This is a genomic window from Bacillus niameyensis (assembly GCF_001375535.1).
GTDB lineage: Bacteria > Bacillota > Bacilli > Bacillales > Bacillaceae_C > Lederbergia > Lederbergia niameyensis.
The window spans coordinates 979,375-997,858 of record NZ_LN831197.1; the positions used below are offsets into that span (position 1 = coordinate 979,375).

20 protein-coding genes are annotated in these 18,484 nt (G+C 37.9%); 1 reads left to right on the forward strand and 19 read right to left on the reverse strand.

The annotated features are described in order from the left end of the window. Positions 1–6 precede the first annotated feature (6 nt). From rnc to BN1243_RS04865, 11 genes are all read right to left on the reverse strand, one after another. Complete coding sequence (rnc, locus tag BN1243_RS04815) at positions 7–732, reverse strand: ribonuclease III (RefSeq protein ID WP_062105104.1); 726 nt, start codon at positions 730–732, stop codon at positions 7–9. A 75-nt stretch (positions 733–807) separates the two neighbouring features. Next, positions 808–1,041, reverse strand: a complete 234-nt coding sequence (locus BN1243_RS04820; RefSeq protein WP_062105105.1) for an acyl carrier protein — start codon at positions 1,039–1,041, stop codon at positions 808–810. 77 nt (positions 1,042–1,118) lie between these two features. Continuing rightward, positions 1,119–1,862: a 3-oxoacyl-[acyl-carrier-protein] reductase gene (gene fabG / locus BN1243_RS04825; protein ID WP_062105106.1), complete on the reverse strand. Its 744-nt coding sequence runs from the start codon at positions 1,860–1,862 to the stop codon at positions 1,119–1,121. Next, positions 1,859–2,806 (reverse strand): ACP S-malonyltransferase, encoded by a 948-nt coding sequence (gene fabD / locus BN1243_RS04830; protein WP_062105107.1) that lies wholly within the window; start codon positions 2,804–2,806, stop codon positions 1,859–1,861. Before fabD ends, fabG begins: the two co-directional genes overlap by 4 nt. A 13-nt stretch (positions 2,807–2,819) precedes the next feature. Next, positions 2,820–3,809, reverse strand: coding sequence for a phosphate acyltransferase PlsX (gene plsX / locus BN1243_RS04835; RefSeq protein ID WP_062105108.1), 990 nt, complete (start codon positions 3,807–3,809; stop codon positions 2,820–2,822). Further along, positions 3,806–4,390, reverse strand: a complete 585-nt coding sequence (fapR, locus tag BN1243_RS04840) for a transcription factor FapR (protein ID WP_062110417.1) — start codon at positions 4,388–4,390, stop codon at positions 3,806–3,808. The genes plsX and fapR overlap by 4 nt, the downstream gene beginning before the upstream one ends. 100 nt (positions 4,391–4,490) lie before the next feature. Then, complete coding sequence (gene recG / locus BN1243_RS04845; RefSeq protein ID WP_062105109.1) at positions 4,491–6,539, reverse strand: ATP-dependent DNA helicase RecG; 2,049 nt, start codon at positions 6,537–6,539, stop codon at positions 4,491–4,493. Beyond that, the gene (gene sdaAA / locus BN1243_RS04850; protein WP_062105110.1) at positions 6,532–7,419 is read right to left on the reverse strand and encodes an L-serine ammonia-lyase, iron-sulfur-dependent, subunit alpha; all 888 of its coding nucleotides are present in this window, start codon (positions 7,417–7,419) and stop codon (positions 6,532–6,534) included. Before sdaAA ends, recG begins: the two co-directional genes overlap by 8 nt. Before the next feature lie 31 nt (positions 7,420–7,450). Next, positions 7,451–8,113: an L-serine ammonia-lyase, iron-sulfur-dependent subunit beta gene (gene sdaAB / locus BN1243_RS04855; protein WP_062105111.1), complete on the reverse strand. Its 663-nt coding sequence runs from the start codon at positions 8,111–8,113 to the stop codon at positions 7,451–7,453. Between the two features lie 169 nt (positions 8,114–8,282). Continuing rightward, entirely contained in the window at positions 8,283–9,950 is a 1,668-nt protein-coding gene (locus tag BN1243_RS04860) for a DAK2 domain-containing protein (protein WP_062105112.1), read from the reverse strand. A 17-nt stretch (positions 9,951–9,967) separates the two neighbouring features. Next, positions 9,968–10,330, reverse strand: coding sequence for an Asp23/Gls24 family envelope stress response protein (locus tag BN1243_RS04865; RefSeq protein ID WP_062105113.1), 363 nt, complete (start codon positions 10,328–10,330; stop codon positions 9,968–9,970). 269 nt (positions 10,331–10,599) lie between these two features. Here BN1243_RS04865 and rpmB point away from each other — a divergent pair, with 269 nt between their 5' ends. After that, positions 10,600–10,788: a 50S ribosomal protein L28 gene (rpmB, locus tag BN1243_RS04870; protein WP_062105114.1), complete on the forward strand. Its 189-nt coding sequence runs from the start codon at positions 10,600–10,602 to the stop codon at positions 10,786–10,788. Positions 10,789–10,957: 169 nt separating this feature from the next. Here rpmB and spoVM read toward each other — a convergent pair whose 3' ends face one another. The 8 genes from spoVM to fmt form a co-directional block, all read right to left on the reverse strand. Next, positions 10,958–11,038, reverse strand: coding sequence for a stage V sporulation protein SpoVM (spoVM, locus tag BN1243_RS04875; protein ID WP_062105115.1), 81 nt, complete (start codon positions 11,036–11,038; stop codon positions 10,958–10,960). Positions 11,039–11,139: 101 nt separating this feature from the next. Continuing rightward, positions 11,140–11,796 (reverse strand): thiamine diphosphokinase, encoded by a 657-nt coding sequence (locus BN1243_RS04880; protein WP_062105116.1) that lies wholly within the window; start codon positions 11,794–11,796, stop codon positions 11,140–11,142. Between the two features lie 5 nt (positions 11,797–11,801). Continuing rightward, complete coding sequence (gene rpe, locus BN1243_RS04885) at positions 11,802–12,452, reverse strand: ribulose-phosphate 3-epimerase (RefSeq protein WP_062105117.1); 651 nt, start codon at positions 12,450–12,452, stop codon at positions 11,802–11,804. Between the two features lie 4 nt (positions 12,453–12,456). Beyond that, positions 12,457–13,338 (reverse strand): ribosome small subunit-dependent GTPase A, encoded by an 882-nt coding sequence (gene rsgA / locus BN1243_RS04890; protein ID WP_062105118.1) that lies wholly within the window; start codon positions 13,336–13,338, stop codon positions 12,457–12,459. Between the two features lie 18 nt (positions 13,339–13,356). Then, a complete protein-coding gene (pknB, locus tag BN1243_RS04895) occupies positions 13,357–15,315 on the reverse strand; it encodes a Stk1 family PASTA domain-containing Ser/Thr kinase (RefSeq protein WP_062105119.1) in 1,959 nt (652 codons plus the stop codon). Further along, on the reverse strand, positions 15,309–16,067 hold the full coding sequence (locus tag BN1243_RS04900; protein WP_062105120.1) for a Stp1/IreP family PP2C-type Ser/Thr phosphatase: 759 nt from the start codon (positions 16,065–16,067) through the stop codon (positions 15,309–15,311). The genes pknB and BN1243_RS04900 overlap by 7 nt, the downstream gene beginning before the upstream one ends. 123 nt (positions 16,068–16,190) lie before the next feature. Further along, positions 16,191–17,531: a 16S rRNA (cytosine(967)-C(5))-methyltransferase RsmB gene (gene rsmB, locus BN1243_RS04905; RefSeq protein WP_062105121.1), complete on the reverse strand. Its 1,341-nt coding sequence runs from the start codon at positions 17,529–17,531 to the stop codon at positions 16,191–16,193. Beyond that, the gene (fmt, locus tag BN1243_RS04910) at positions 17,524–18,477 is read right to left on the reverse strand and encodes a methionyl-tRNA formyltransferase (RefSeq protein WP_062105122.1); all 954 of its coding nucleotides are present in this window, start codon (positions 18,475–18,477) and stop codon (positions 17,524–17,526) included. Before fmt ends, rsmB begins: the two co-directional genes overlap by 8 nt. Positions 18,478–18,484 lie beyond the last annotated feature (7 nt).

The window sequence follows — 18,484 nt, forward strand, 5'->3', positions numbered from 1 at the left end:
GCTTTATTATTGTTTTAGCTTTGCGAGTGCCATTTGCGCGGCATGCTGTTCAGCTTCTTTTTTTGAATGTCCAGAGCCAGTCCCAAGAATTTCTTCTTCTAAAATAACTTGTGAAACAAAAAGGCGATGATGAGCTGGTCCTTCTTCACTAATAATTTTATACTCAAGCGAACCTGCTCCATCCCTTTGGACAAACTCCTGTAATTGACTCTTAAAATCCATCACATGCGAAAAAGCACCAGAATCTACTTTTGGATAGACCACTTTATCAAGAAAAGCAACAACTGTATCTAGTCCTTGGTCAAGGTATAACGCACCAATAAAAGCCTCAAACGCATCCGCTAGTAGTGCTGGACGAGTACGACCACCTGTAAGTTCTTCACCTTTGCCAAGCAAAACTACCGAACCAAAATCTAATTCATTGGCAAAGTTAACGAGAGCAGGCTCACAGACAATAGATGCTCGTAGTTTGGTCAATTCACCTTCACTCATAGTCGGGAATTTTTTATATAAATACTGAGAAATCGTCAATTCTAAGACAGCGTCCCCTAAAAATTCCAGTCGTTCGTTATCTTCGTAAGGCCTTTTTCGATGCTCATTCACATAGGATGAATGGGTAAAAGCTTGCACTAATAATTGTTCATTATTGAAGGAAATTCCTATTTTTGATTGAAAGGCATTTAAACTGTTTCTTATAGACTCTGCTTTTTTGTTTCGATTAGATTTACTCATGGTTCATCACCTTGTTGTAGTATTTAACGTAGAAAAGTCCCGCCGACTGGCGACGGGACGTTGTTCATTAAAAACTTAAGCTTTGCTTTCTATGTAATTGACAGCATCGCCAACTGTTGCAATTTTTTCTGCGTCATCATCAGAAATTTCCATATCGAATTCATCTTCCAATTCCATGACTAGTTCTACTACATCCAAGGAGTCAGCTCCTAAGTCATCTTTAAAAGAAGCCTCTAGAGTTACCTTTGATTCTTCAGCACCTAATCGATCAACGATAATCTTTGTTACACGTTCCACTGTATTTGCCATTCAACTCACCTCCCCTCAAGTATTATAAAGTATTCACAATTAAATTTAAACAAGCCCTTGGAAAAATTTTAGTTCTATTACATATACATGCCGCCATTAACATGTAAAGTTTGGCCTGTAATATATTTTGATTCATCTGATGAGAGGAATACGGCCAAATTCGCAATATCTGCAACTTCTCCAAACGTTCCAAGCGGAATTTGTTTCAGCATTGCTTCCTTAGTTTCTTCCGGAAGTTCATCCGTCATATCGGTTCTAATAAATCCTGGTGCAATTGCGTTTACCGTAATACCTCTTGAAGCTAATTCCATAGCGGATGTTTTCGTTAATCCAAACACCCCTGCCTTTGCAGCTGAATAATTTGCTTGCCCAGGGTTCCCACTAGCACCAACAACAGAAGAGATATTAATAATTCTTCCAAATCTTTGCTTCATCATTTGTCTTGAAACAGCTTTAATACAATTAAATACGCCCTTCAGGTTGATGTTTAGCACATCATCCCATTCATCTTCCTTCATTCTCATTAATAAATTATCTCGAGTAATCCCTGCATTATTTACTAGAATGTCCAATTTACCGAATTCATGAACGGTTTCCTTAACCATTTCTTGGACATCTGTCATATTAGATACATCACATTGATAAATCATTGCTTTTCTTCCAAGACTGATAATCTCATCCATCGTTGCTTTTGCCTTTGCTTCACTGCCAGAATAATTTACGACAACATTCGCGCCTTCTTTAGCCAAAAAAATAGCAATTTCCTTGCCTATTCCCCTGGAAGCTCCAGTAACAATGGCTACTTTCCCCTCTAGTTTCATCCCTCTTCCCCCTTTAATGCTTTAATTGTTTCTTCGCATGTTTGTTCATCTTGAACAGAAAAAGTTGTTACATTCCTATCTATTTTCCGAATCAAGCCCGACAGTACTTTTCCCGGTCCAATTTCGACAAATGTATCAACGCCCAATTCAATCATTTTTCTTACGGAATCTTCCCATAACACAGGGGAATAAAGCTGTTTTACTAAAAGTTCTTGAATTTTATCTTTTTCTTTTTCAGGTTGTGCTGTGACATTGGCAATTACTGGTATATTTGCATTGTCAATCCGGATTTCCTCAAGTATAGTTGAAAATCTTTCTGCAGCTGGTTTCATTAATGCTGAATGAAACGGTCCACTTACTTGAAGAGGCAGTACCCGTTTAGCACCTTTTTCTTTTGCTTGTATACCAGCCTTCTCCACACCCGCTACTGTACCAGAAATAACAATCTGGCCAGGACAATTCAAATTAGCAAGTTGGACAGACTCCCCAGTTGCCGTTACCACCTCACATATATTCTGAAGGTCTTCACGATCTAATCCTAATACAGCCGCCATAGTCCCTTCACCGTTTGGTACTGCATCTTCCATATATTCTCCTCGTTTTGAAACTATGTAAACTGCATCTGAAAACTCGATTACACCACTAGCTACTAACGCTGTATATTCACCAAGACTATGTCCAGCTGTATAATTAGGTGTAATTCCAGCATCATGAAGCATTTGCCAAAGTGCAATGCTCGTTGTTAATAATGCTGGTTGTGCATTATTTGTTTTTGTCAATTCTTCTAATGGACCATTAAAAATAATGGAACTTAAACTGCGACCTAGCCGCTCATCCGCATTGTCAAATATTTTTTTTGCCACTTCATTTTTTTCATAAACTGTTAATCCCATTCCTACTGTTTGTGACCCCTGGCCAGGAAAAACAAAAGCAATTTTCCCCATACTCTCATCTCCCCTATTCGTTATTTACGTCTAATGCATTTCCGATTGTTGTTGATATATCATGTTTAATCATCTCACGAGTTTGACGGATCGCATGATAAATAGCATTTGCGTTGGAAGAACCATGCGCTTTGATAACAGGTGAAGCAAGTCCAAATAAACAAGCTCCTCCATACTCGGTATAATCCATTTTATTTTTTATTTGGCCAAGATCAGATTTAATCATTCCTGCGGCCAACTTATTTTTAAATCCGCTTGTTAATGTCGCTTTTAGCATGGAAAAAAGACCAGATGCTGTTCCTTCAATTGTTTTCAAAACAACGTTTCCAGTAAAACCATCAGTGACGACAACGTCTGCGTGACCCTCTAAAATATCCCTGGACTCAATGTTCCCGACAAAATTAAGGTTTGCTGACTGTAATAATTCAAATGTTTTTTTCGTCAAATCGTTTCCTTTATTTTCCTCAGTGCCAATATTCAGAAGAGCAACCCGCGGACTTTTAAGCTTTCGAACTTGTTGCGCATAAATATTTCCCATAATAGCATATTGTAACAAGTGCTCAGGCTTGGCATCCGCGTTTGCACCAACATCAAGAAAAACAAATCCTTGTCCATCTAAAGTAGGTAATGTAGGAGCAAGTGCCGGACGATCGATCCCTTTAATTCTCCCAACAACAAACAAACCAGCGGCCATAAGTGCACCTGTATTTCCAGCAGAAATACAGGCATCAGCTTCTCCATTTTTCACGGCCTGTGCCATCATAACCATAGAAGCTGTTTTTTTTCTACGAACAGCCTTTACAGGCTCGTCCGTAGACTCAATTTTTTCATCAGTATGAATAACGCGAACACGTCCATTATCTGTTAAAAATTCTTTAATGTTAGACTCTTTTCCATATAAAATAAATTCTGTATCGGCAAACTCTTGAGAGGCCCGATTCACACCTAAAACAATTTCTTTTGGTGCATTGTCGCCCCCCATTGCATCAATGGCTATTTTCATGATTTATCTCCTTCTATTGTTGGACTGGATCTAAACATTTCAAATTCACCTTTAAACACAAGTTCCTGATCCACATAGCTTTTTACACCTACAATTGTTCGATCTTGTGACCAAGATTGTTTCTTAACTTTTGCTTTAGCTACCACTCTCTCACCAGCCTTTACTGGTCTAGTAAAATGAATATTGACCTTAACTGTTAAAGCAAGCTCATCGTTTATGACGGCAACAGCTAAGGAATTGGCCTGAGCGAAAAGATGGTGTCCCCTTGCTATGGAATTTCGTTTAAAAGTATGCTCTTTTTTCACATCAAATATGGAAATAGCCGACTGATCCAGCTCAATATCAATGATGTCCCCAATTACCTCATCAATGGGTAACGCTTTAACTTCATCTTCAACATGTTTTTCGGCAACATGTTTAATTCTTTCTCTTAATTCAGGAATAGAAAGTTCCATTCTGTCCAGTCTAATAGTTTGAACACTAACGGAAAACTTCCCTGCTAAGTCCTCATCGGTAATAAATGGATTTTCTTGAATCGTCTCTTGTAAAAGTCTTTGGCGCTCTTTCTTCGTAGGCCTCATTTTTTTATCAACACCAATCATGATATTAAGACTAGGTATTAACAGTAGTATATAAAAAGAAGGAGTGATGCGCAACTATAACGCTACTCCTTCTGTACCACTAATCTAATTTTTCACCAGACAATACCCCGCTATCGCATAAGTATCTACGAAGTGGTTCGTATTCATTACTTTCCCAAAAGGCATCTGCATTAATTAAGAAAGAAGCATCTTTTTTTGCTGTCTCTAATGCTCTATAATCATGGACCATGTCTGCCATTTTAAATTCGGGCAGCCCACTTTGTTTCTTACCAAAAAAATCACCTGGTCCTCGCAATTCTAAATCACGTTCACTTAGCAAAAATCCGTCATTTGTTTCTGTCATTATTCGCATTCTTTCTTTTCCAATTTCGGTCTTTGGATCAGCCAATAAAATGCAATATGATTGTTCCTCTCCTCGTCCTACTCTCCCCCTAAGCTGATGCAACTGAGAAAGTCCGAACCGTTCCGCATCATATACAACCATTACCGTTGCATTAGGGACGTTTACTCCAACCTCTACAACCGTTGTAGAAACAAGTATTTGGATTTGATTTAAACTAAAATCCCTCATAACTGCTTCTTTCTCTTGGGAGGGCAGTTTTCCGTGCATTAAACCGATATGGAATTTTCCACGATAATGATGAGTTAATAAATTATAAATATCAATAGCATTTTGAACATCTAATTTATCTGATTCCTCAATTAAAGGACAGATAATATAAGCTTGTCTGCCTTTTACAAGTTCTTTTTCTACAAAGTCAAGAACTTGATCTAACATATTATGTTTTGCCCAATTAGTTTTTATTTTTTTTCGACCAGAAGGCATTTCATTAATACTGGAAACATCCATTTCTCCAAAAACTGTAATCGCTAATGTTCTTGGAATAGGTGTCGCTGTCATAAATAAGACATCAGGTGTTTCACCTTTTTCACGCAAAATCCGTCGTTGCTCTACTCCAAACCGATGTTGTTCATCTGTAATGACAAGACCGAGCTTATGAAAAACAACATCTTTCTGAATTAAAGCGTGTGTACCTATCAAAATATCAATTTCTCCGAGTGCCAAACTTTCTACTATTTCTAAACGCTTTTTCCCTTTGACTGAGCTTGTCAAAAGTTCAATCTTAACTTCTGTATTTTTAAAGAGGCTTGTAAGAGAGGAGAAATGTTGTTCTGCTAAAATTTCTGTTGGCACCATCAAAGCGCCTTGATACCCTGCAGTAACACTTGCATATAAGACAATAGCGGCAACGATCGTCTTTCCCGAACCAACATCTCCCTGTAATAAGCGGTTCATTTTATGCTTAGATTTCATATCAGCACAAATTTCATTTACAACTTTTTTTTGCGAGTCTGTTAGTTCAAATGGGAGTGAAGAAATAAAAGCTCTTAATTGATTTAAATCGTAGTTTTGTTGGATACCTCTTGATTGTTCCCTTTCCTGTTTCCTAAAAGCTTGCATCTTTAACTGAAATAAAAAAAATTCCTCATAAATAAACCTTCGTCTAGCTTGCTTCACATCATCAAGGGAATTGGGAAAGTGAATTTTGAATAAAGCTTCTCTTTTACTGGGAAGCTTATATTTTTCCAAGAGGCTAGCCGGTAAATTCTCCTCTATAAAGTCTCCGAATTCTTGGTAAGCTTGGCCAATAAATTTCCGTAGGGCCTTAACGGTAAGCGCACCCTTTGTAGAGTAAACCGGTTCAAAATCCTTTGTTTCATCATTTTGGCCAATTTTGATATCTTGACCCGTTATTGTGGCCCGATGCTTATCCCATTTGCCGGAAACGATAATCGAATCTCCTGGAGAAAGTTTTCCTTTTAAATAGGCACGATTAAAAAATATGGCCTTCACTAAATACTGACCAACCAGCATGTGAATGACTAATCTATTTTTCCTCTTTCCGTAATACATGACAGAAGGCTCACTGTGAACTTTACCTTCTATCGTTATTTTTTCATCGTGTCCGACCTCACTTAGATCTCGAAGTCTGACATCTTCATACCGATAAGGGAGGTGATTAAGCAGATCAAACACATTACAAATTTCCATATCTGCAAGCATTTGTGCCGTCTCATCACCAATCCCTTTTAATACTGTTGTTGGTCTCTCAAGAGAATTATTCACGTCGTAAAGCGGCACTCCCGAATATCTTTTCTGCTAGTTTTCTTCCCGTCGGAGTGGCTGCTAATCCCCCTTCCCCAGTTTCTCTTAGTGTACTTGGCATTTGTTGGCCAATTCTATACATAGCTTCAATTACCTCATCACATGGAATTCGACTTTTAATACCTGCTAAAGCCATATCCGCTGCAATCATTGCGTTCGATGCTCCCATTGCATTTCGTTTAACACATGGTACTTCTACAAGCCCCGCAACAGGGTCACATACTAAACCCAGCATATTTTTCAATGTAATCGCCATTGCTTCAGCACTTTGAGCAGGCGTCCCACCAGCCATTTCAACAATCGCCGCTGCCGCCATTCCGCTAGCTGAGCCGATTTCTGCTTGACATCCACCAGCTGCACCTGAAATCGATGCATTATTAGCAACGACATATCCGAATGCTCCAGATGTAAATAAATAACGAATCATTTGTTCCCTAGTCGGATTGAGTTTATTCTTTATGGCGAACAATGTTCCTGGAACAACTCCTGCAGATCCCGCTGTTGGTGTAGCACAAATAGTGCCCATCGCCGCATTTACTTCATTTGTTGCCATCGCTTTACTAACCGCGTCAAGAATCAATTCTCCGGAAAGAAAATTCCCTTTTTCGATATATTTTTGTAGCAAAACAGCATCTCCTCCGGTTAATCCAGAGTGCGATGTTACCCCATTTAATCCGCGCTCAAGAGCAGCTTCCATAACAATAAGATTTTTGTCCATTTGTTGCATTATTGAATCTCTAGTCCGGCCTGATACTGCTATCTCTTGCTCTATCATAATTTCTGAAATTAGCTTACTTTGTTCTTCTGCCATTTGGACTAATTCAGCAACATTTTTAAACATAACAACCACTCCCTCTCATATATGGTCCCACTTAGTCGACCACTCTAGCCACTTTCGTAATATTGGGTAGTTGGCTGATTTCATCAATAATGGATGGATCGATATTTTGGTCTACTTCGATAGTCATAAGAGCCATTTTTCCTTTTTCTTTTCTTGAGACCTCCATATGACCGATATTTATTTCATGTTTACTTAAAATGTTCGAGACAGCGGCTATTGCTCCATAACGATCATCATGGACAACTAAGATGGCTGGATGGTGACCTGATAATTTTAATTCGAATCCATTTAATTCGGTAATTTCAATTTTTCCTCCACCAATTGAGATACCAACTAGCTCTAATTCTCCGTCTTCATCCCCCATCAAAATGCGAGCTGTATTTGGATGATCTACGTTAGCAGCTTCCTCAATAAATTCGATATTCATATTTCGTTCTTTTGCAATATTCAAGGCTTCAATAATTCGCTCATCATCCGTATCAAAGTCAAGTAATCCTCCAACAATGGCGACATCGGTACCATGTCCTCTGTATGTTTTCGCAAACGACTCATATAAAAATATTTTTGCCCATTTCGGTTCTCTTCCAAATAAACTCCTAGCCACTCGTCCAATCCTTGCTGCACCCGCAGTATGGGAACTAGATGGGCCAATCATCACAGGACCAATGATATCGAAAACACTCTTATACTTCATTGGTATTTCCCTCCAATTAATAAAAGCATAAACTCCGTTTACAGGTTAAAAACACAATTCTGGTACTACACTTGAGGAAAGCATTTGATATGGAAATAGAAGGGGTATACCCCTTCTATTTCTTAATTATTATATTCATTCAACTTATTAAAGGTATAAGTTTCCTTAATTATTCTACTGAAAAAATGTATGGATATAATGGTTGTTTTCCACTATGGACTTCAACTTCAAGATTTTCATATTGCTCGTTTAAATAAGCCGAAAGTTCATCTACTTCTTTTGAATCCGTATCCTCGCCATAAAGGATTGTCAGTATTTCAGAATCCTCATCAATCATTTTATCCAATAGATCGCGGGCAGCTAAGCTTAATTCTTTAGCAGCTACTACAATTTTCCCTTCATTAATACCCATATAATCATCTTTTTCAATAGATATACCATCAATAACAGTGTCCCGGACAGCGTACGTTACTTGTCCCGTTTTCACCTCTGACATCGCTTCTGTCATATTTTCGCCATTTTCTGCTAACGAAACATTCGGATTAAAAGCTAATGTTGCTGCAAGACCTTGGGGAACCGTTTTAGTTGGGACTACAAAAACTTCCATATCAGCTATTTCTGCAGCCTGTTCAGCAGCCATAATTATATTCTTATTATTTGGAAGTAATATAATCTTTTCTGCATTAGCAGCCTGAATAGCATTCATTATATCTTCTGTACTAGGATTCATTGTTTGGCCACCTTCAATGACCTCTGCAGCACCGACACTTTTGAAAAGTTGCGCAATACCAGATCCCATAGATACAGCAATAATGGCAAATGGTTGTTTTTCTGTCGGCTTTTTAGAAACATTGTGATGGGTTTTGTCTGCTTCAATAATTGAGCTATGTTGCTCTCTCATATTTTCTATCTTCATATTAATGAGACTGCCATACTGTTGCCCATACGAAAGTACGTCTCCAGGTTGTTCTGAATGAATGTGTACTTTTACAACTTCATCATCTGCAATGACAAGTAAGGAATCTCCGTATTCACTCAAATCCTGTTGGAAGGTTTGTTCCAAAAATGGTTTCTTGTTTTTTTCGAATCTCACCATAAATTCAGTGCAATATCCAAACTTGATATCTTCAGTATTCAAATAACTTTGAACACTTTGATGATGTTGTGCACTTACAAGTTCATCCATTGTCGGCTCCAATACAGGTGCGTCTGGAAGCTCCTCACCTTTAAGTGATGCAAGGAATCCTTCATAAACACAAACTAGCCCCTGGCCACCACTATCTACTACACCGACTTCTTTTAAAACGGGAAGTAATTCAGGTGTACGCGCAAGTGAAGCCTTTGCTTCCTTTAAAACAGCTTCCATAATTGAAACGATATCAGTCTTATGTTTGGCTACTTCTCCTGCCTTCCTAGCAGAATCTTTCGCCACCGTCAAAATAGTTCCTTCGACCGGCTTCATAACTGCTTTATAGGCTGTTGAAACACCTGCTTCAAAGGCATGAGCGAATTCTGCAGCATTCAAAATCGGCTTTTGCTCAATATCCTTAGCAAATCCACGGAATAATTGAGAGAGGATAACGCCAGAATTTCCGCGTGCTCCCATTAATAATCCTTTTGAAAGAGCAGTCGCTACTTTTCCAATATGATCCTGCTTATTTTTTTGAACTTCTTTTGAACCTGAAGTCATAGACAGATTCATGTTTGTACCCGTGTCGCCATCAGGTACAGGAAATACATTAAGTGCGTCAACCATTTGAGCATTAGCAGCCAAGTGATTGGCCCCTTTTATAATCATTTCTGCAAATTGATTTCCGTCTAGTGTTGAAATTGACACGAATTTCATCCTCCTCACTACGGATTAGTTACCCGGACCCCTTGAACATAAATATTAACCGTATCAGCAGCTATCCCAATGGTTTGTTCTAGAGTGTATTTAACTTTTGATTGTACGTTATGAGCAACTTCCGAAATTTTCGTTCCATAGCTTACGATAATATACATATCTATGTGTAAAGTCTGATCTTCCTTGCGGACGATGATACCGCGTGTAAAGTTTTCCCGTCGTAAAATATCGGTTAGACCATCTTTAATTTGATTTTTCGAAGCCATTCCAACAATTCCATAACAATCAACAGCGGCTCCTCCCGCAATAGTTGCAATAACTTCATTAGTTATATCAATGTGGCCATATTCATTTTTCAATTCGATGGACATGCAAATTCCTCCTTATTTAGTCGAAATCATCCATGGAAAATACTTTTTCCTTTGTTATCACATTCACAACATAGATAAGAATATTTTACTATAATGGAATCATTTTTAAAAGTTATCTTCAGTTTGATTATTAAACTGGAGATAACAGATGTCAAGTAAAGATGTATTGCAATCTAATTTTATGTATGATAAATTATTAAAGTATCTTAGGCAAAAATGAAGTTAAAACTTAGCCGTTAGTCGAACTTCAGCGACGGGAGGGAATATAGATGGCAAAACAATGTGTAATAACCGGCCGCAAAACAAGAACAGGAAACAAACGTTCACACGCCATGAATGCGAATAAACGTACGTGGAAAGCCAATCTTCAAAAAGCTAGAATTCTTGTTGACGGTAAACCAAAACGTGTTTGGGTTTCAGCAAGAGCTCTTAAGTCCGGAAAAGTTGAACGTGTGTAATTGAAGCTTTCTTTATTTAAACAACTGCAAGCTAAAATTTCCTCTAAAAACCGGAAATAAAAAAGGCGCCTATAAATTAGGTGCCTTTTTTCATTTTAAGATCCTCGTAAAGCTGACATCTGATCTCCAGCTGTTTTAATGACGGGCTCATCTATAGACGGCAAGGAGTTCACCCTTTTTTAAATGCACCCAGCATTGCCCTTACAATTCCGCCCAAAAACCTCGGGAGTTTAATAGTATAGAATCTCACTTAAATTCCCTCCTAACCTAAAAAAGTACCTGCACACGCCCAGTCATATTATATTCGTTGTTTATGGATAAGTACTTGCCCATAAAAAAATGGGCCATTTGTTAATCGGTACTTCTTATCATCATTAATATGCCTTTTTCAAAAGAAAAAGTACCAGTTTCTTGTATAAGTTCATTGCTGATGCATAATGATGTACCAAATTTTATATTTCTATCGGTTAGGACGTACTTAAATCCAGATAAATTTAGGCTAGCTACCTCTGCACTTAAGGGAATAAATGAGATATATTTTTTCTCAATACTTCTGCTTACTTTATGTACTCCCGGGTAAAAAATCATCATTTCATTTTGAATATCAATGATTTCGATTGTGAGTGAATTAGATGTTTGATAATTTGTTAACATAAATATGTTTGTTAAAAAATGATCCATTCTTCCGCCAGTTGCTCCAAATACTCTTACTAAAGATGGGGATTGCTTCATTGTCCACATTAGCGCAAGCTCCATATCTGATTCATCCTTTTCAGGGATGAATCGATTGATTTCTGGAACATATTGTTGAATTTTTTCCCATTCATCAGATGTAACAGAATCAAAATCGCCAACAGAAAGCGTTGGTATAATAGCTCTCTTTAGAAGATAATAGACACCTCGGTCAACCCCTACCCAGATAATATCCTCACCTTTATACGAGGCTAGGTTTGGTATTAGTGTTTCTGGTCCCCCTGCCACAATATGGATGGTTTTCTTTTTGCTCATTAAATTCACCCTAACTGTAATCGAATTTCATCAATAGCTGCCTTACGGTTAGGTTGACCAAAAATTGCAGAGCCAGCAACAAATACATTTGCTCCAGCTTCTTTACAACTTTTTACAGTTTGAGCATCTATTCCTCCATCAACTTCGATATCTACAGACAGTCCTTTTGATTCAATCATCGATCTTAGTTCTTGAATTTTAGGAAGTACTGATTCGATAAATTTTTGACCGCCAAATCCTGGATTAACTGTCATTAATAAAACCATATCAATATCTTCCAAAATGTTCGTAACCATAGATACAGGTGTAGCCGGGTTTAACACAACACCTGGTTTAACACCAAGTTTACGAATTTCTTGAATCGTTCGGTGAAGATGCGGGGTTGCTTCTACATGGACTGTAATGATATCAGCACCAGCATCAGCAAAATCTTTAATATAACGATCGGGAGTTTCAATCATTAAATGAACATCAAGAGGAAGATTCGTTATCTTTTTAATAGCTTTTACGACTGATGGCCCCATTGTTATATTCGGAACAAAATGTCCATCCATCACATCAATATGAATATAATCTGCTCCATAAGCCTCAACCTCCTGAACTTCTTTTCCAAGCATAGAAAAATCCGCCGCTAATATGGAAGGTGCAATTTTCATATGTTTAATACCTCGGCTTTCTTTCTTTAATTTCTCCTAAAAACTGCAAATAGTGTTCATAGCGATCTTGCGCAATATTCCCTGAAGCTACAGCCCCTTTAACTGCACATTTCGGCTCATTTACATGCAGACAGCCACGAAATTTACAATTTTCACTTGTATCCCTTATTTCCAAAAAAGTATCTGCTAAATCTTCCATATCAATATTAGTAAAATCAAGTGAACTAAAACCAGGTGTATCTGCAACTAGTCCTTGTTCAATTTCTAAAAACTCTACATGCCTTGTAGTATGTTTTCCCCGCCCAAGATGTGTAGAAATTTCATTAGTTTTCAGCTGTAAGTTAGGAAGCAAAGCATTTAAAAGGGATGATTTTCCTACACCGGATTGGCCAGCAAAAACACTCGTTTTGCCAGCCAGTAACGGTCTAAGTTGTTCAATCCCTTCTTCCGTATGAGCAGAAAGTAAGATTACTTCATATCCAATAGAACGGTATACTTGTAATTCACGTTGAAGATCTATCTGTTGCTCAGATGTAAGTAAGTCAGATTTCGTAATACAAATAACCGGTTGTATTTGTTTAAATTCAATAACAACAAGAAACCGATCTAATAATGCCGAGTTAAACTCTGGTTCTTTTGCAGAAAAAATTAATATTGTTTGATCAATATTGGCAATAGGCGGGCGATTCAGTTCGTTTCTCCGCTCTTTAATATCCATAATATAGCCTTCTTTATCATTATCTGCCTGAAAAAGTACATGATCACCTACTAGTGGGGTAATATTATTTTTTCGAAAAATCCCTCTTCCTCTGCATTGTATGACCTCATCACCTGATGATACATAATAAAACCCGCTTAAAGCTTTTATAATTATTCCTTCTGACATGCCACCGTTCCCTTCACATTATTCGTTCTCAGGATAATCGATCTCATCTTCAATAATCACCTTATCGTCCCTGACAACTTTATAGTATGCCTTTTTTCCTTTTTCAATAGTAAACTGTAACTCTTTAACGATCGTTTCTTCAATCATAAATGGTTCTTCAGCTGGTTCTGTCATGCTATGATTGAAATCATCGATTAAAATGACAATTTTTTGTTGTTCTTCCTCTTCAGCTGGTTCATAAGGGATTGTAATTGGCACTGTGACAGTTTTGGGTGGAATAATTTCTTGGCCCTTCGATAGAACAACAGTCACTTTGTCACCTTTGGAAAGCATCTTTCCCGGAGCGGGATCTTGTGAAATAACTAATCCTTCAGCTACATCATCGTTATATTCTTCTTTAATTACGATGACGAGTCCAGTAGATTCTTCATAATTTTCTAGACCCTTTAAATTATTGCCACGTAAGTCTTTTAGCTCAATTTTCTCTTCACCTTTACTAACTACAAAGGATATCGTTGTCTCATCAGGAACCACTTCAGAATTAGGTGCTGGAGATTGTTCTATAATTGTCCCTGGTGCAGATGCATCATATTTTTCCTCTTTTAGAGGTTCTTTAAATCCTTCATTTGTCAATAATCTTACAACTTCATCATATTGTCTTGATGTATAATCACTAAGTGTGACTTTCTCTTTTCCACTACTAACAAAAATGTTTATTTTTTCGCCCTTTTTCACTTCCTTGTTAGCTCTAGGGCTTGTCTTAATTACTTTCCCTTCGGCAATTTCTGAACTTGGCTCTTCCTGCACTTCCCCGATTTCAAGACCATACTTTAGAAGTTCTACCGTAGCATCTTCAAGTTCTTCATCCGTAACATCGGGAATGGTCACATTTTGCGCCTCCCGAAGGGCCGGTAATACTATCATAAAGAAGACTAAAGCAAGAATAAAAAATAGACCTAGTATCCCTACGATCCACGGCCATTTCTTCCGTTTCTTCTTTTTTGGAGCCTGTTTTTCTTGTTTGCTAACAGGCGCCTCTTTCTGATGCGTTATCGTATGATCATCTGTGCCTGGATAATTTTCCGACGTAATAATAGGGATAGCTTTCGTTGCGTCATTATCTTCGGGAATAACAAATTTCCCTTCATTTACCCGATTCGGATCCAAAGCTGTTTCTAAATCACTTTGCATCTCTTCAGCACTTTCATAGCGGATAAACGGATCTTTTGCCGTCGCCTTCAGAACAATGTTTTCAACGCTTTGTGGGATGCTTGGATCCCATCTCTTTGGTGAAGGCGTATCAGACTGAAGATGTTTAAGCGCAATGGAAATGGCTGATTCACCAGAAAAAGGGAGCCTGCCTGTTAATAACTCAAACATAACAATTCCTAAAGAATATATATCCGATTTTTTTGTTGCCATGCCTCCTCGAGCTTGTTCTGGTGACAAATAATGGACAGATCCTAAAACGGAGTTAGTCTGAGTGATAGAAGTTGCACTTAAAGCCATGGCGATTCCAAAATCCGTAATCATGACGTTCCCACGATGATCAATTAATATATTTTGCGGCTTAATATCTCTGTGTACAATATGGTTCTGATGGGCATGGGCAACAGCTGATGTTAACTGTTTCATGATATCGATCGTTTTCTCTATTGGGATGGGATGATAATTCTGTATGTATTGCTTTAAGGTCATGCCATCCACGTATTCCATAACAATGTAATAAATATCGTTTTCTTCTCCAACATCATAGATACTAACAATATTCTCATGGGTTAAACTCGTGGCTGACTGGGCTTCCCTTTGAAATCGGCGGATAAATTCATCCTCATTTACGTAATCAAGACGTAAAGTTTTTATTGCAACATCCCGATCAAGAATCATATCATGAGCCAAGTACACATTGGCCATTCCGCCTCCGCCAATTAATCGTAATACTTTATAGCGGCCGCTGACTCTTTTTCCAACTAACATTGTTTATTGCACCTGCTTTCAGCGTGTGCTTCGATAATGGCGATGGAAATATTATCTTCACCACCATAGTCATTGGCAAGTTTGATTAACATATCAACCTTATCTAAACTATCGGTGTGGTTTTTCACTATTTCTTCCATTTCCTTAGCAGAAACTTTATTAGATAAACCATCTGAGCAAAGCAGAAGTTTATCAGGGATTTCAAACGTAATCGTAATAATATCCAAATCTGTTTCTGGTTCGGTCCCCATCGCTTTTAAAAGCATATTTTTTCTAGGATGAAATTCTGCATCTTCAGGTGAAATCTGACCTGCTTTAACTAATTCATTAACAAGTGAATGATCCTCAGTCAATTGTTTAAAACCAGTATCATTTAATAGATAGCAGCGACTATCACCAATATTCACAATCGTGGCGAATATACTTGTACAAATAGCAGCAACTAAAGTTGTTCCCATCCCCTCACATTCTTGATGATCTTGGGAATGTTCGAAGATTTTTTTATTCACTATGGCTACACTGTTGCGAAACCACTCTTCAGCTTGTTCAGGTGTTTGAAATTCTGTTGTGTTTTCCCATAGTTCCTTCAGCATTTCTACTGCCATCCCACTAGCTACTTCCCCAGCGTTGTGCCCTCCCATTCCGTCTGCCACTATAGCTAAGCAATTTCCAGAATGATTGAAAAACACACCACCATTATCTTCGTTATGAGGCCGAATTTTTCCCTGGTCTGTTTTAAAGATCGCTTTCATATCTCTTCTCCTCTTTAAATTGGAAAAGCACAAGCGCCCTAGTAACTTTCTGGACACTGGAGCAAGATCCAACACTAGACAAATTTTCTAATCCTCTAAAATAATCTAGGCTAATATTGCTTATTAATCTTTCTTTTTAAAACTTGCGATGAAAAAACCATCCCCGCCAAAATCTTGCGGCAGAATTTGTAAAGTATGAGAACTAGATCCTACAAATTTTGAGAGTGTAACTGGCAATTGAAGTGGTTGTGGTTCAAAATCGCTATGTTGCTCAAGAAAATGATGGACTACACCAAAATTTTCATCTTGGTCAACTGTACAAGTACTGTAAACAAGTATTCCACCTTTTTTCAGTAAATCTGCTGATTCATTTAAAATATTAAGCTGTACTTTGCTTAAAGACAATACGTCTTGTTCATTTTTCGTATATTTAATGTCTGGCTTTCTGCGCAGAACCCCGAGACCTGAACAAGGTGCATCTACCAAGATCCGATCAAAAGATTCGGACTTAAACTTTCTGCTTAATTCTCTACTATCCATTACTTGAGCGTCAATATTTGCTAAACCAAGCCGATCCGCATTCTCTTGAATTAATTTAATCTTATGTGGATGCAAATCAAGTGCTATGACTCTTCCTGTTCCCTTAAGTAATTCTGCTATATGCCCTGTTTTTCCTCCCGGAGCAGCACAGGCATCTAAAACTTTTAAATTTGGGCTAATTGTCAGCGCATGACCAACAGCCATAGAGCTTTCATCTTGGATACTGACATAACCTTTCTTATATACATCTGAATGTGCAATATTGCCCCTTAAGACTCTGATCGCCTCTGGGACGATAGAACTTTCTTCTACATTAAATCCTTCTTCAGAGAGTAATCGTATGACCTCTTCTTTTGATGCTTTATGAAGATTTACTCTTGCCGCCTGTACTGGCGCATGCAAATTATGTTTGCACATTTCTTCTGTTTTTTGAAGACCAAGTTGTTCATGCCATCTCTTCACTAACCAGAGCGGATGACTTGTTGAAATAGCGAGTTTTTCAAGTGGATCCTCAATTAGATCTAACGAGCGTATTCCTTCCCTTTGAATCCGCCGTAAAATTCCAGTTACAAAACTTGCTATACCTTTATGCCCTCTTTTCTTTGCTATTTCAACTGCCTCATAAAAAATGGCTCGTTCAGGAATCTTGTCTAAATATACCATTTGATAGAGTGATAAACGCAGCAGATTTAAGACCCAGTTTTCTGGCTTTTTTCGAAGGAAAGGCTGTAAATAATAATCAAGAGTCATTTTTCTTTGGATCGTGCCATAGACGATTTCTGTCAGCAAACCAATATCAGGCCCTTTTATTTTCCCTTTTTGAATAACTTGATTTAATAGTAAATTGCTATAAGACTGTTGTTTGTCAATCTTTTCCAACACATCGAGAGCAGCTTCTCGAACTGTTATTATCGTTTTATTCATTATAATTACCTAACTTATCTCCAATTTCTAATGTAGAACCTGCGCCTCGTAAAAATTGTTCAGCAGACATTTTTTTCTTTCCAGCAGGTTGAATCTCCAAAACCTTGATTCCCATTTGATTCTCTGTTGCAATTGTAAAACTTTCTTTCTCTATACGAATAACCGCTCCGGGTTCTTCAGCGCCTTCAACTAAACATTTTTCTGCTTTCCAAATTTTTAATATTGTACCATTCCATTTTGTATAAGCAACTGGCCATGGTGACAAGCCTCTAATTTGATTAAAAATGATTTCGCCTGCCTGGTTCCAATGAATTTCTTCCTGCTCTCTAGTAATGTTATAGGCAAATGTTGCTTGTTCATCATCCTGTGGTTTACCCTCAATACTGCCTTCAAGTAATTTTGGAAGAGTATCCGAGAGTAACTGTGCACCAGCAATACTCAGTTTATCATGCAAACTGCCCACATCATCTTGATCGTCTATTGGAATTTCTACTTGGCTAATAATATCCCCAGCATCAAGTTTTTTGACCATATACATAATAGTAATTCCTGTTTTTACTTTGCCCTGCATAATTGCATAATGGATAGGGGCTCCACCTCTAAGTTCAGGTAATAATGATGCATGGACATTAATACACCCATATTTTGGTGTTTCTAATACCGCTTCAGGGAGTATTTGCCCGTATGCTGCCGTAACAATTAAATCAGGGTTTAGATTAATAATTTCCTGAGCTTGTTCGGGGTCACGAATTTTTTCTGGTTGCATAATTTTTATTCCATGTCGTTCAGCCTCTACTTTAACTGGCGGCGGAGTTAACTGTTTTTTTCTTCCGACTGGGCGATCTGGCTGTGTAACGACCGCAACAATCTCAAATCCATCATTTATTAGTCTTCGAAGAACGGGGACTGAAAAATCAGGTGTTCCCATAAAAACGACTCTAGTCATTTTTTTC